Origin of the sequence: Pseudoalteromonas sp. EB27 (assembly GCF_001974875.1) — a bacterium.
Classification (GTDB): domain Bacteria; phylum Pseudomonadota; class Gammaproteobacteria; order Enterobacterales; family Alteromonadaceae; genus Pseudoalteromonas.
Genome location: NZ_MTQD01000006.1, coordinates 116,683 through 131,785, shown reverse-complemented (window position 1 = coordinate 131,785; position 15,103 = coordinate 116,683). Strand labels below are relative to the sequence as shown.

General features: G+C 36.6%; 13 protein-coding genes. 4 read left to right on the top strand and 9 right to left on the bottom strand.

All coding sequences use genetic code 11. The annotated features are described in order from the left end of the window. Nucleotides 1-279: 279 nt before the first annotated feature. The 3 genes from BW142_RS08600 (at nucleotide 280) to BW142_RS08590 (ending at nucleotide 3,356) form a co-directional block, all read left to right on the top strand. Entirely contained in the window at nucleotides 280-1,566 is a 1,287-nt protein-coding gene (locus BW142_RS08600) for a citrate synthase (RefSeq protein ID WP_007586875.1), read from the top strand. A 113-nt stretch (nucleotides 1,567-1,679) separates the two neighbouring features. Then, complete coding sequence (locus tag BW142_RS08595; RefSeq protein ID WP_076924591.1) at nucleotides 1,680-2,906, top strand: SufS family cysteine desulfurase; 1,227 nt, start codon at nucleotides 1,680-1,682, stop codon at nucleotides 2,904-2,906. Between the two features lie 33 nt (nucleotides 2,907-2,939). After that, entirely contained in the window at nucleotides 2,940-3,356 is a 417-nt protein-coding gene (locus BW142_RS08590; RefSeq protein WP_076924590.1) for a SufE family protein, read from the top strand. 6 nt (nucleotides 3,357-3,362) lie between these two features. On the opposite strand, the gene tcdA is transcribed toward BW142_RS08590, so the two are convergent. From tcdA to BW142_RS08555, 7 genes are read right to left on the bottom strand one after another with little or no spacing between them, the layout of a single operon-like run. Beyond that, the gene (gene tcdA, locus BW142_RS08585) at nucleotides 3,363-4,160 is read right to left on the bottom strand and encodes a tRNA cyclic N6-threonylcarbamoyladenosine(37) synthase TcdA (RefSeq protein WP_076924589.1); all 798 of its coding nucleotides are present in this window, start codon (nucleotides 4,158-4,160) and stop codon (nucleotides 3,363-3,365) included. Further along, complete coding sequence (locus BW142_RS08580) at nucleotides 4,161-4,841, bottom strand: TIGR01621 family pseudouridine synthase (RefSeq protein ID WP_024599580.1); 681 nt, start codon at nucleotides 4,839-4,841, stop codon at nucleotides 4,161-4,163. Then, a complete protein-coding gene (gene kdsB / locus BW142_RS08575) occupies nucleotides 4,838-5,599 on the bottom strand; it encodes a 3-deoxy-manno-octulosonate cytidylyltransferase (RefSeq protein WP_076924588.1) in 762 nt (253 codons plus the stop codon). Before kdsB ends, BW142_RS08580 begins: the two co-directional genes overlap by 4 nt. Beyond that, nucleotides 5,587-5,784 carry a Trm112 family protein gene (locus BW142_RS08570; RefSeq protein ID WP_024599582.1) on the bottom strand — a complete coding sequence of 66 codons (198 nt, stop codon included), beginning with the start codon at nucleotides 5,782-5,784 and terminating at the stop codon, nucleotides 5,587-5,589. Before BW142_RS08570 ends, kdsB begins: the two co-directional genes overlap by 13 nt. Then, nucleotides 5,774-6,754 carry a tetraacyldisaccharide 4'-kinase gene (lpxK, locus tag BW142_RS08565; RefSeq protein WP_076924587.1) on the bottom strand — a complete coding sequence of 327 codons (981 nt, stop codon included), beginning with the start codon at nucleotides 6,752-6,754 and terminating at the stop codon, nucleotides 5,774-5,776. Before lpxK ends, BW142_RS08570 begins: the two co-directional genes overlap by 11 nt. After that, nucleotides 6,751-8,496, bottom strand: coding sequence for a lipid A export permease/ATP-binding protein MsbA (gene msbA / locus BW142_RS08560; RefSeq protein WP_076924586.1), 1,746 nt, complete (start codon nucleotides 8,494-8,496; stop codon nucleotides 6,751-6,753). Before msbA ends, lpxK begins: the two co-directional genes overlap by 4 nt. 60 nt (nucleotides 8,497-8,556) lie before the next feature. Next, nucleotides 8,557-10,824 (bottom strand): DNA internalization-related competence protein ComEC/Rec2, encoded by a 2,268-nt coding sequence (locus BW142_RS08555; RefSeq protein ID WP_076924585.1) that lies wholly within the window; start codon nucleotides 10,822-10,824, stop codon nucleotides 8,557-8,559. Between BW142_RS08555 and BW142_RS08550 the strand changes: the two genes are divergently transcribed. Then, complete coding sequence (locus BW142_RS08550) at nucleotides 10,804-11,310, top strand: DUF2062 domain-containing protein (RefSeq protein WP_007586895.1); 507 nt, start codon at nucleotides 10,804-10,806, stop codon at nucleotides 11,308-11,310. The two genes, BW142_RS08555 and BW142_RS08550, sit on opposite strands and share 21 nt — an antisense overlap. A gap of 119 nt (nucleotides 11,311-11,429) precedes the next feature. On the opposite strand, the gene BW142_RS08545 is transcribed toward BW142_RS08550, so the two are convergent. Both BW142_RS08545 and BW142_RS08540 read right to left on the bottom strand, forming a co-directional pair. Beyond that, nucleotides 11,430-13,175, bottom strand: coding sequence for a DUF3466 family protein (locus tag BW142_RS08545; RefSeq protein WP_076924584.1), 1,746 nt, complete (start codon nucleotides 13,173-13,175; stop codon nucleotides 11,430-11,432). Nucleotides 13,176-13,186: 11 nt separating this feature from the next. Next, nucleotides 13,187-15,100 carry an ABC transporter ATP-binding protein gene (locus BW142_RS08540; protein ID WP_076924583.1) on the bottom strand — a complete coding sequence of 638 codons (1,914 nt, stop codon included), beginning with the start codon at nucleotides 15,098-15,100 and terminating at the stop codon, nucleotides 13,187-13,189. Between the last annotated feature and the right edge of the window lie 3 nt (nucleotides 15,101-15,103).

Sequence of the window (15,103 nt, the reverse complement as noted above, 5' to 3'; positions counted from 1 at the left end):
AATATGTTTACCCAAATACAATACGGTTTAAAACCACCGTTAGTATATATACCCACAGGGCTTTTTACAATTCTTGTTTATTTAGAGATGTTTGCGAATTAGCCAATAGTATTATATTTAATTAATACCGAATATTTATTATACATATATGCATAATGTTTATAAAAATTGACTTTAACCCCCTCTTTCACGTTAAAATGAAAAGATGTGCTTAAAACAGATTTCAGAACTTTAAAATCTAAAAATCAGAATAGATACCTTAATAGGAGATACATAACGATGGCAGATAAAAAAGCCACAGTCCAAATTGATGGACTAGATCCAATCGAACTTCCAATTTATCAAGGCACTGCTGGCCAAGATGTAATCGACGTACGTACGTTAGGTTCACACGGTCACTTTACTTATGACCCAGGTTTCATGTCGACTGGTTCTTGTGAATCTGCAATCACCTATATTGATGGTGGTAAAGGTGTACTACTTCACCGTGGTTACCCAATTGAGCAATTAGCTGAAGACTCAAATTACATTGAACTTTGTTACTTACTTTTAAATGGTGAGTTACCTTCTAAAGAACAATATGAAGTTTTTAAGAATGAAATCACTACAAGCACTATGCTTGATGAGAAGATTGCTAACTTTTTCCAAGGTTTCCGCTTCGACGCTCACCCAATGGCAATGCTTTGTGGTGTAGTGGGTGCATTATCATCTTTCTATCATGAAGACCTTGATATTACTGATGCTGAACAACGTAAAACAAGCGCAGTTAAGCTTGTCGCTAAGTTACCAACAATCGCGGCAATGGCTTACAAAACAAATATCGGCCAACCGTTTGTATACCCACGTAACGATTTAAGCTACGCAGAAAACTTCTTACACATGATGTTCTCTGTACCTGCTGAAGAATATAAAGTTAATCCTGTAACTGCAAAAGCAATGGATAAAATCTTTATGCTTCATGCAGATCATGAACAAAATGCATCAACTTCAACAGTTCGTCTTGCGGGTTCATCTGGTGCTAACCCGTATGCATGTATTGCAGCTGGTATTGCATCTTTATGGGGACCTGCTCACGGCGGCGCTAATGAAGCATGTTTAAACATGTTAGAAGAGATTGGCTCTGTTGACCGTATTGATGAATACGTAGCTAAAGCTAAAGATAAAGCTGACCCGTTCCGCCTTATGGGCTTTGGACACCGTGTTTACAAAAACTTTGACCCACGCGCTACAGTAATGCGTCAAACGTGTCACGAAGTTTTAGCTGAGCTGAATATCCAAGATCCACTTCTTGATATTGCTATGAAGCTTGAGCAAATAGCGCTTGAAGACCCGTACTTTGTAGAGAAAAAACTATACCCTAATGTAGATTTCTACTCTGGTATTATCTTAAAAGCGATTGGTATTCCAACAAGCATGTTCACTGTAATCTTTGCAATGGCACGTACTGTTGGTTGGATCACTCACTGGGATGAGATGCTATCTCAGCCAGGTCATAAGATCAGCCGTCCTCGTCAACTTTATACTGGTTACACTCAACGTGACTACGTATCAACTGACAAGCGTTAATTACGCTGGTTAGTTTAAAAAGGCCGCATTTTGCGGCCTTTTTTATTAACAACACTTGAGAATTATCATAAACCGATTACAATTCCTGCCTTAAAACACTATGTAGATGAGCCATGCTTGATTTAAAGTTTGATATAAATAAAATTAGAAACGACTTCCCAACATTAAATCAAACAATAAACGGCTGCCCGCTTGTTTATTTAGACTCAGCAGCAACTTCACAAAAGCCTCAATCAGTTATAGATACAATTACTGAATTCTATACGTTTCAAAACGCTAATGTACACCGTGGACGCCATACACTTAGCGAGCAAGCCACTTATTCATACGAACAAGTACGGGATAAAACTGCACAGTATTTTAATGTGTTTAGTAAAGAGATTGTATGGACTAAAGGCGCTACAGAAGCCATTAATTTGGTCGCTAACGGATTAAAAAAACGCTTCAATGAAAGTCATACCATAATGATATCTCCGCTTGAGCATCATGCAAACATAGTGCCTTGGCAAATAGTAAGTCAACAAACGGGTGCTAAATTAATAGAACTTCCACTTAATAAAAATGGCACGCTGAACACCAAAGAATGCTGTGAATATATAAAAAAAACTAAGCCTGCCCTATTAGCTATTACACAAGCATCTAACACACTGGGTAATATTACCGATTTAAAACCACTAATTAGAGCTGCAAAAGACGTCAATTCTCTTGTATTAGTCGATGGAGCACAAGGTGCACTGCATTTAAAACCAGATTTACGTGAATTAGACTGTGACTTTTATGTCTGCTCCAGCCATAAAATGCTCGGCCCAACAGGATTAGGTGTGCTTTATGGTCGATATAAGCAATTAAATACCCTTGATATTTACCAATCAGGTGGGGAAATGATCGATAAAGTGTACTTAACTCACAGTACTTATCGTCCTGCGCCTGCAAAATTTGAAACTGGAACACCAAATATCTCTGGAGTTTTAGGTTTTGGTGCCGCATTAGACTATTTAAATGAGTTAGATCACGCAAAAATTCAGCAGTATGAGCAAAAATTGTTTAGCTATGCAGCTCAAGAATTGGTAAAGATCGATGGTATTACAATATATAGCAACCTATATGACAATATTGGTACACTCTGTTTCAATTTAAATGATGAACATCCTTATGATTTGGCAACTTTACTTGACGGGTACGGGGTTGCAGTGAGGAGTGGACACCATTGTACACAGCCATTAATGACACATTTAGGGCTTAATGGAACGCTAAGAGCGAGCTTTTGTTTTTATAATACCTATGAAGATGTAGATATATTCATTGATTCACTCAAAAAGTGTATCGCTTTACTGGACTAAACGTCACTTTAATAGAATTAATTAGGATAACTCATGACAAATACGTTTAACAAAGTCACTGAATCTATAAAAAATGCACCCGCTTGGCAGCAAAAATATCGTGAGATAATGCTTTTAGGAAAAACTTTACCTGTTTTAGCTGATATTTTGAAAACCGATGATGCACTTGTACCTGGCTGTGAAAGCAAAGTATGGATGTTTGTTGAATTTGATTTAACAGAAAATACACTTGTTGTAATTGGTGACTCAGATACACGTATAGTAAAAGGATTATTAGCCATTATTTTAGCGCTTTACAATGGCCTCACACCAGAGCAAGTAGTGAATAAAAATGCGTATGAAGAATTTGAAAAGCTAGGTCTTATAAGCCACTTAAGCGCATCACGTGGTAATGGTATTAAAGCCATGGTTGATAAAATACAAACCATGGCACAACAAAAGCTTAGTTAACGAAAACTAAGCTTGTGAGCGTTGTTTTTTATCTAGATATTTACGCACCGCTTTTGCCGCAACAAAAAAGCCGAAGCTTCCTGTGATCATAGTCACAGATCCAAAACCATTATTACAATCCATATTCATCGAGCCATCAGCACTTTGCTTTGCATGACATACACTGCCATCGCTTCCTGGGTAAACCAGTTGTTCTGTTGAGTAGACACAATCAATATTAAACTTACGTTTAGGATTATTACTAAAATTATACTGCTTACGCAAGATATAACGTACTTTTGCAAGTAATGGGTCTTGTGTGGTTTTAGCTACATCACCAAAGGTTATTTGACTAGGATCTGTTTGCCCGCCAGCACCACCGGTTGTAATTATAGGGAGTTTATTACGTTTGCAATGTGCTATTAATGCTGCCTTTTCTTTAACTGCATCAATACAATCAATCACATAATCAAAATCTTGAATATGCTCTTGGATATTTTCAAGTGTAATAAAATCATCTATCACATTAATTTGGCACTCTGGATTAATAAGCTCACAGCGCGCTTTCATTGCCTCTACTTTAGCTTGACCAATAGTACCCGTTAATGCATGAATCTGCCTATTTATGTTAGTGGCGCAAATATCATCCAAATCAATCAATGTTATTTTACCAACACCAGTACGTGCAAGTGCTTCAGCCGCCCAGCTTCCTACACCACCAATACCTACTACACAAAAGTGTGCTTCTTGAAGCCAATCAAATTGTTGATGACCATATAAACGCTTAATTCCGCCAAAACGTATATCTGTAACTTTTTCGCTCATTTACCAATCCAGTTGCCATGGCGACTGCCATGCTTGAAAATCTTGATGTTTAATTAACGCTAAATACTCATCACCGCAGTCAGGTAGTAAAGTAAACTGTATTTGTTCACCATGCCATACAAAACTCAAGGCATATGCATGTAAATATGTACGATTTGAAGACGTACCTGAATACATTGCATCACCTAAAATAGGTGAGCCAACACTTTTTAGTGCTACTCTTAATTGATGGGTCTTCCCTGAGTATGGTTTTAAAATATACCCTCTAAACCCAGGCTTATAGCTTAGCGAATAAAATCGGGTGATTGCAGGGTTAAGCTTACTCGTTAGTAACTTAAACGAGCCACGGCGAGATTTAGCCATATCGCCTTTAATCCAACCTTGCTTCTTTTTTGGTTTAGCATCACTAATCGCTAAATAGAATTTATTAATCGCATGCTCAGTAAAAAGCGCAGTAAAATTAGCTGCAGCGGCTTTGTTTCTAGCTAAAATAATAAGCCCTGATGTCACTTTATCTAAACGATGAACGGCATAAAGCTTTTGCGATAATTGTTGTTCGGCTAACACAACAAAGCCGGGGCCATCTTCTGAATGAAAATTAAGACCCGCAGGTTTTTCTAAAATATAAAAATCGTTATGTGTAAAAATAATTTTTAATATTTTACTTACTTGTTCACTCACGCGCTTATACTTTTAATATGCGCTATCACCTTCGCTAAGTCATCTGCCGTATCAACTCCAGCATGGGGTGCTATTTGAGCTTGCTCTATTTTGATTTTATAACCATGATACAACACACGCAATTGTTCAAGCGATTCAAGTAACTCAAGTGGCGATACGCTCAATTCTATATATTGTTTAATAAAACCCGCTCTGTACGCATAAATACCTACATGGCGCTGAAATGGCGCTAAATTAAGAGCACTGCTGTCATTCATCATTGTGCTTCTATCAAACGGAATACTTGCACGAGAAAAATACAGCGCATTTTTATTTATATCGCTAACCACTTTAACTGCATTAGGATTAAATACTTCATTACGCTCTTCAATAGCAACACTTAACGTTGCCATTGGTGCTGTTGAATCACTTAATAGTGCAGCAACTTGGGATACATTTTCTGGCGCAAGTAATGGCTCATCGCCTTGTACATTCACCACAATTGTATTGCTGTCGAGATCAAGTAAATCAACCACTTCGGCTAAACGCTCAGTACCCGATTGGTGATCTTCGCGAGTCATTACAACATCACTAGTAAATAAACTTACTGCATCAAACACTTTTTGATGATCGGTAGCTATAACCACTTTACTTGCACCTGATAAACATGCTTTTTCGTACACATGTTGAACCATTGGCTTACCGCAAATATCAGCAAGCGGTTTACCCGGTAGTCGGGTTGATGCAAAGCGAGCTGGAATTACAACTACGAATTCCACTTTTCAACCTCTTCTAAAGATAACTCACGTGCTTCGTTTTCAAGCAATACCGGAATATCGTCTTGAACGGGGTAAGCAAGCTTAGCTGCCGTACTAATTAGTTCGTTGTTTTCTCTATCAAAGCGTAATTTACCCTTACAAACTGGGCACGCAATAATCTCGAGTAGTTTTGAATCAAAGGCCATTGAGTATTCCTTTTTCTTTTAATAATAAATTTAATGTGTTTATTACGCTATCGGAAGGCTCTGCATCTACAGGTAAATAATACCAATTAGATTTTGCAAAAGACTTACATTTAACCGCGTCTTTTTCGGTCATTATAATGCAATCATCGCCAAACTGGGCAAAATCATCTGCGGTATAAGCATAATGATCTCTAAAGTGATGAGTCGATAATAACTTAATACCTTGTGCTTCTAATGAGTTTTCAAACCGTTTAGGATTTCCAATTGCACTTATTGCATGTGCGTGAGTTACGGTATCTTTTGCATCATCACTCGAATTAACTAAACGAAGATTACTTACTTGCAGCATGTAGCTATTATGAGCCTCACCGCCATTTTCAATTACTATATCAACACTTTGTAAGCGTTTAGTTGTTTCACGAAGTGGCCCTGCTGGCATAACAAAGCCATTACCAAAACGGCGTTCACTATCAACAATACAACACTCAATGCTACGAGGCATTTTATAATGCTGCATCCCATCATCAGAAATAATGACATCTAGCGTATAATTTTTTTCTAATAAATCGATATTGTGTTGTCTATTAGGGCCAACTGCTATTGGGCACTTTAAACGATGGTATAAAAGCACAGGCTCATCTCCAGCCTGTTGGGCGTCAACAACTGAAGTGACTAACAGCGGGTAGTTATCTGATTGCCCACCATAACCTCTACTAATAATACCCACTGATAAACCTTGCTCGCTCAAATACTCACACAACCACAAAACAAAAGGTGTTTTACCATTACCGCCAACACTTATATTGCCAACTACAATTACAGGCGTTTTGCACTCAAAAGGTTTAAGTATTTTTGCGCTGTACAAGAGTTTTCGAAATGACGATACAACCCAAAACAAAGCACTTAATGGTAATAACAATAAAGTAATTAGACCAAATGGTTTATACCAGCTTTGTTCTATTTTGCTCACGCCTGATCACCAAACTGCATTTTGCAAAGTGCTGAATAAGTACCGTCATTCGCTAATAAGCTACTATGATCGCCATTTTCTATCACACGACCGTTATCAATAACATAAATTCGGTCACTGTTTTCAATAGTAGATAAGCGATGTGCTATAACAATAGAGGTTTTATCTTTCATTAGCGTTTCTAACGCTTGCTGAATAAGCTTTTCAGATTCAGTATCAAGTGCTGACGTTGCCTCATCTAAAATCAAAATAGGTGCATCTTTTAATATTGCACGCGCTATCGCTATTCGCTGGCGTTGACCACCTGAGAGCATTACCCCATTTTCGCCTACCATGGTGTTTAATTGCTCTGGCAGGTCTTTAACAAATTCCCACACGTGCGCTTGTTTGGCAACTTGTTCTAACTCTTCAACAGACACATCGTGCTTTATGCCATAACAAATATTATTGGCAATCGTATCGTTAAATAACACGACTTGCTGAGACACTAAAGCAAATTGGCGACGCAGATCAGTTAATTTATAGTCTTGCAGTGCGATGCCATCAAGTAATATTTCACTCGGTAGCTCTAAATCATAATAGCGTGGTAACAAGTTAGAAATTGTTGACTTACCTGAGCCTGAGCGCCCAACTAAAGCAATACTTTCACCCGCCTTAATTGTTAAAGATAAATCGTTTAATACGGCTTCATCTTTCGTTGGGTACTTAAAGGTTACGTTCTTAACTTCGATTAAACCTTTAACTTTATCAACCGAAACAGTGCCTGTATCTTTTTCCATTTCTTCGTCTAAAACTAAAAATATACTTTGAGCTGCAGAGATACCACGTTGCATATCACTGTTCACATTGGCAAGTTGTTTTAGTGGACGCAGTAACATCATCATTGAAGCAATTAATGCCATGAAGTCACCAGATGTAATCGTATCAATCATTGACGGTAACGACACTGCCCACAAAATAACTGCCATGGCACTTGCCGCTAAAATTTGAATTATAGACACACTAAGCGCTTTGGTTGCATCCATTTTGATACGTTGCTGACGATTATGATTATTAATCTTTGAGAAGTGATTAATCTCTTGATCTTGACCACCAAACCCATGAATAACTTTATGTCCGCTCAGCATTTGTTCCGAGCTACGGGTAACTTGCCCCATGGCCGATTGAATATTTTTAGAAATGTGGCGAAAACGTTTAGAAACGACAGCGACAATAATAGCAACAAGTGGGATGATCACTAAAAATATCAGTGATAATTTCCAGCTGGTATAAAACATAACTGCAAGTAAAAATACAACAAATGCCCCTTCGCGTACGACGATTAATAAGGCTTTGGTAATTGCTTGTTGAACTTGTTCTGTATCAAATGTGATTTTTGAAATTAAATCGCCCGTTGAGTTTTTGTCATGAAAAGAGACCGGTAAGTGCAATATGTGCTCAAATAACTCTTGGCGTAATGAGCGTACAACTTGGGAGCCTACATAACTTAAGCAGTAAGAAGACATAAAGTTAAAAACACCACGCCCTAGAACTAACGCGATAACGACAAAAGGAGCGTACTTTAAAACTTCTGTATTACGCTGGTTCAAACCTTGATCAATAAACGGCTTCATTAATTGAATAAATAAAGCATCCATTGCTGAATAGCCTATCATCCCAATAATTGCGACAAATGCGACGCTTTTGTAGGTGCCAACATACGAGACAAGTCGTTTATAAATTTGTGTAGTACTTTGATCCATAACACTCTCTAAATACAGTAACAACCTGTATTGTATCCTTCGATGAGATAAAACTAAACGTCAATCTTTGATAAACCAGTAACTTTCCTGCCCTCTTGCTGTTTCTATAGCCAAATTCTTTGCATAAAATTTAATACTAATTTGTCCTTCAACGCCTGTCGTAAATTGCTGAGCATTTATTTGGTTATACCGTTCGACGACAAGAGGCTTTGGGAATTCCCACTGCCCTTTATAGGCACTAGAATGAATTACTACTTTAGGAGCTACGTTATTTATAAAATTAACACTTGAGGATGTATCGCTGCCGTGATGCGGACTTAACATTACTGTACTTTTTAACGATGTATTATCCGCTAATAACGATGCTTCACGCGCTTTTGATATATCACCGGTAAGTAAAACGCTATGAGTATTATCTGATACTCTAACAACGCATGAATCATCATTTTCATTTCCAAATCCTTTTGTACTAAAGCTTTGTATTTTTAATCCAGCAAAATCAATGTTTATAACTTCACATACACTATGTGTATTTTTAGGATGAAATTGTTGTAATGTTTCTCCAAAGCCAGCATCTATGAAATGCTGTAATCCTCCAGCGTGATCATTATCTTCATGACTTAGAATCGCCGTTTTCACTATTAAATTATTTGCTTTAATATAAGGCAATAAAATACTTCGCGTACGGCTAAAACGATTGAAATAACTGGGGCCAAAATCATAGATAAGCACTTGGTTATCTTTTTCAATTAAAGCCATAAGTCCATGTCCAACATCAAATACATGTAGTTGCCATTTAGACTTTTCTGTTAGCCAATAATTTAATAAAAGCGTCATTGCTGGAATAAAAGCGAGCAATTTATAAGGAAGAAAATAAACCATCAACATAATAATATAAGTAAAAACGACAAATATTGAGTCAATTCTGCCAGTCGTTATCCACCTTAACGATTCTGGTATTTCATTAAGCAATTTAAATAGCGCATATAAGCCTGTATCAAACAGGTTTATTAAAATACTTATATCTAAGAAAATACTCAGTAATGTAAAAACAATTAAAAAGGGTAAGATAATGATTGAAAGCAGCGGTATAGCAATTAAGTTTATTATCAAACCTGCAATACTTACCCCATTAAAAAAATAGAGTGAAAGTGGCAATAGACCAATAAATAACGCTATTTGAATAACAAACAGTGAAATAACTTTGTTTTTTATGCGAGTGTTTAATATTGGTAATTTATTAATAACTGTAAAAATGATAGCAACCGCTAAAAATGAAAAGTAGAGACCTGGATTGAGTAAATTAAATGGGTTAACAATAAGAACAATAACCAAGGCAAATAAAATGCTCCGCCAACGCAGCGGCTGCTTAGCAAGAAAATACAATAATAAATAACAACCCAGCATGATAAGCGCTCGCGTTGCCGATACTAAAAAGTCACTTAAGTACACATAAACCAAGGCTACTAAAAATCCGGATGAACTGTAATAAAGAGTCAGGTTGAATGATTGCCCAATCGAAGAATTAATTTTTGCAAAAATGAATCGAGTAAATAGATAACCGAAGCTAAAAATCAAACCAATATGTAACCCCGATATAGCAAGTAAATGACTTAGCCCAAGAGATTGCATTAATTGTTTGTCAGCGTAGCTCATCAACGATTTTTCACCGCTAAGCAATGCATAATAGAGCCACTGTAATTTTGTATCCGTATAAGTGTTTTTAAGGAAGTGTTGATAATCTAAAATTATGCTTTGTTTGTCGCTATTTATAATATTAAGATTTTTATTAAGCACTTTACCTTTAAATAATATTCTATTTATAAAAGCATAACGTTCATTATCAAATACATTAAAATTTTTATTACTACGAAAATGTTTTAAATGAATTAAAGCAGAAAATTCATCACCTACTATTAAAGGCTGTGCAGAATTAACACTGAGCATTGCTTTGGGTGCTCTAAAACCTGAAAAATAACTCCCTTCTAATGCCACTATTTTAACTTTAATATATTGAGGTTTTTTGTCAGAAATAACCTCTTCAACAATTAATGTAGAATCAAGTGCATACTTTTCATCCGGTTTTGGTATTTCAAAACTATAAAAAACGTAAAAATGCAGACCAACGAAGCAAATTGCACAAATAAAGCCTAACAATACGGTTAAAAACGGCTTAAAATAAGCGCTCACTATAACAATGAAAATTGTGAATACTGTAAATTCGAGAGTTTGATAATAAAATACGGTTGCTATACAGCCAATTACAAACCCAAGACTTATCCACACTGATGTAAATGGTTGCTTTAAATGGCTAAAAAAACGATCCAAAGATTTTTACCTGATCCAAATAAAATTAGACATCATAAATCACTAAGGATATTTGGACGCCTTTTACAAGATGCAAATCTTTGGCATTTAAATAGACGTTCTGCTCGGGGTGCATTTGCAGTCGGGTTATTTTTTGCTTTCATCCCTGTTCCTTTTCAAATGGTTTTAGCAGCAGCCGGCGCTATATTATTTAGGGTTAATTTACCTATCTCAGTTGCATTAGTATGGCTTACAAACCCTCTAACTATGCCACCTATTTTTTATGGCTCATACTTAGTCGGTACATTAATACTTAATCAGCCGGAGCAACACTTTGTATTTGAAGCAAGTTGGTCTTGGTTTCTAGAGAGCATAGAAACTATTGGTCCTGCGTTTTTACTCGGTTCATTAGTATGTGCTTCTATTGCATCAATTATCGGCTATTTTGGTATTGATATTATTTGGCGCCGTTCTGTCAAAAAGGCATGGTTATCACGAAATAATTAGTAGCGTTAAAGCTAAATAATAATTATAAGATTCACGGCAATCCTAATCTTATAAAATATTATAGACGAAAAAAAACCAACTTTATTAAGTTGGTTTTTTATAATCAATATTAGTAAACTTTAAAAACGAAATATACGTCTTAAGCCAACTAATGGTAATAGCAATAATGTATACCAAGGAAAGCTAGCAGAGTTACGCTCATACACTTCTGCTTCTACTGGAGCACAATTTTCTACTTCACCATTTGCAATTGGCGTTAACTTAACTGCAATTGCAACACTCTCATATTCAATTTCGCCATTGATATCAGTTACAACACCGCCTAAAGAATCAAGTTTTTCAACTGTCTTAGTCGCAGTACCAAATATTTCATTATTTTCATTGATAGCTGTTGCTTCAACCATAGAATAAGCGTAATCAGTTTCGCCATCAGTGTCATAACAAGGCAGTAAATCGTTTAGATTAGTGATTTTATCTTCACCAATTTTGTAAATAAAGGCTTCTTTAAGTCGTGAGCTATCAGAAACACCCACTTCCCCTTCGCCTACAATATATCCTTGATTATTTATATCGTTGCCATAAGAACTTGAGCTTGAAAAATAATCAGTTGGAAAAACGGTATTACCTGTTTCGATGTCATGATAGAAGAATTTATTACGAAGAGTGCCTTCAATCCGCTTAGTCGCATAACCTGTAATTACATCATTATCATTAATAGCGATTGATTTACCAGCCTGCCAATCGTCTTCTTGATTAATAAAGTCAGTGACTGCACCGTCTTTAAAAAAAACTGGCATTGTAAGAATCGTATCATCATTTTTGTAATAACGCGTATTTGATGAACCTACAATTGTACCGTTGTTGTTCACTGCTAAAGCAGTACTCGTAAATGCGTCATCTTCCGTTTCACCTTCATCAGGTGTAAGTGCCATACCAAGCTCTTCAACAGAAATAATATTTAACGATTCATCAAGTTCCCATTTAACAGCACGCTTATTAAATAAGCCTCGTGAAATATTAGAATTTAATAAATTGATACACACTGACGTTGGTTCGTCTTCATTATCACAGTTATCATCAATATTATCTTGTCTGTCATCAGGAATACTTGTAGAGATATTACCGACTACAGTGTAACCACTATTAGTTTTGACAATATCGTTAGCACGGCTTGTTCCGCCGTATTCATTAAACTCTGGCTCTAACTCAACACTTATACTGCCATCAGCACTTATTACAATCCCACGTTCTATAAATTCGTGGGTAAACCACGTTTCTGCATCATCTTCACCATCAGGTGTAAAAGACACTTTATCGTAAGGAGCACCGCCCCAACCAACAGTAACGCCGTCTTCACTTACAGCATTAAAAAGGTTAATAGTTGAACGCGTTAAGCCATCATAATCAACAGATGCAACATCAAATAACGGTTGCTCTGTTACTTGTGTGTCATTGTACTTAATGCCAACTAATGAGCTTAATTTTTGATATTCAAAATTTGTAGAAATTGAAGATAAAAAACTAACCATGAAAGTATGTGCATCAGAATTAGTAAGTACTGCATCATTATTTTCAATGTCATCAAGTGTAAAGGTAATCTCTTTATCACTTAAATCAAATGCAGCCTCTGTATTATCGTAGCTATTTTCAATAATATTTTCGGTAAAATCTATATAGCTGATATCAATAGGTAAATTGTATAAACCATTTGCGAAACCAATAATATGCCCGCTTTCGCTTACATCTGTTACATAAGAATATTTAGCGTCTTCAAGAGTCCCCAATTCACTTAACTGGTACGTAGCACTTGTTGCTGAAGTGCTTAATGTCGCTAAAATACTGGCAGCGAGTAATTTATATTTCATTTTAGTCCTTACTACTGATTCTGTAATTCTTCAAGTTCTTCCCAGCGCCCAAGCGCAGCTTCAAGGTCAGACTCAAGTTGTGCCAAATGGTTCAATGCTTTAGTTGTTACATCACTCTCTTGTTTAAAAAAGTCTGAGTCACTAACTACAGCTTGTTGAGCTTCAATTTCAGCTTCTAGTTTTTCCATTTTATTCGGTAGTTGCTCTAATTCAAGTTTTAATTTGTAAGAGAGTTTATTAGTCTTGGCTACTGGCTTGGCAACTGGAGCGACCACTTTTTCAACTTTTTTTACTGGTTGTTGCTGAGTTTTTTTTTCTTGTTCAGCTAAGTAGTTAACGTAAGCCTCATAGTCGCTATAACCACCTACAATATCTGTAACTTTACCGTTACCTTCAAACGCCCATACACTTGAACATGTATTATCAATAAATTCACGGTCATGGCTTACAATCAGCACTGTACCTTGGTATTGATTAATGATGTCCTCTAGTAACTCTAAAGTTTCAATGTCTAAGTCATTTGTTGGCTCATCGAGAACAAGTATATTAGACGGTTTTAAAAACAATTTAGCTAATAGTAATCTGTTTTTTTCACCACCAGAGAGTGCTTTAACAGGGGTTCGAGCACGTGCTGGCGGGAATAAAAAGTCTTGCAAATAACCTAAAACATGACGTGAGCGGCCGCCCATCATCACTTCTTGTTTACCTTCGGCGACGTTATCTTGAACTGTTGCTTCTTCATCAAGCTTTTCACGATATTGGTCAAAGTAAGCAAATTCTAAATTAACACCTTGCTTAGTTATACCGCTATCTGGTTCTAAATCACCAAACATTAGCTTTAATAGTGTTGTTTTACCAATACCATTTGGGCCTACTAAGCCGATTCTATCACCACGCATTACAAGTGTAGAAAAATCATCAGCAATAACTTTGTCTTTAAATGCATGACAAAGATGTTGAGCTTCAAATACTAACTTGCCAGAGCGGTCTGCTGTTTCAATATTGAAATCAGTTTTACCAACTTGGTCAACACGTTGTTTGCGCTCGGTACGAAGCTGCTTTAACTCACGAACTCTACCTTCGTTACGCGTTCTACGTGCTTTAACACCTTGTCGAATCCACGTTTCTTCTTCGGCTAAGCGTTTATCAAACAATGCATTTTGAGCTTCTTCAACTTTCAGATCATGCGCTTTTTGTTCTAAATAAGTAGCGTAATCGCCTGGGTACGAAATAAGCTTACCACGGTCTAAATCTAAAATACGCGTAGCAACAGCACGAATAAACGCACGGTCATGCGAGATAAATACAATACCGCCTTTAAATTCTTTTAAAAACTGTTCAAGCCACATTACACTTGCCATGTCTAAATGGTTTGTTGGCTCATCTAGTAATAATAAATCAGGCTCACTTACAAGTGCACGTGCGAGTGCCACTTTACGTAACCAACCACCAGAAAGAGACTCAAGTTTAGCTTCTGGGGTTAGTTCTAATTGTGTCAAAACTAATTGAATGCGGCTATCAAAGCGCCAGCCATCAGCTGCTTCTAGTTGATTTGATAAACGTTCAAGTTTATTTAATAACTTATCGTTACACTCTGTTTGAAGCTCGTTACTAACATGATGAAAATCAATTAGTAAGTTTGCAATCTCAGGCATACCTTGTGCAACGTAATCAAATACGGTGCCGCTTGCACCTTTTGGTGGATCTTGCTCTAAGCGAGAAATTCGAATGCCACCTAGCTGATTTATTTCGCCATCATCTAAAACAACTTGTCCATCAAGTACTTTTAATAAAGTTGATTTACCTGCGCCATTTCTACCAACAACACACACTCTTTCGCCACTTTCTATAACGGCATCTGCTTTGTTAAGCAAAGCATGTGTACCAAAAGCAAGTTGTGCTTTTAAAATTCTAATTAAATCCATAGT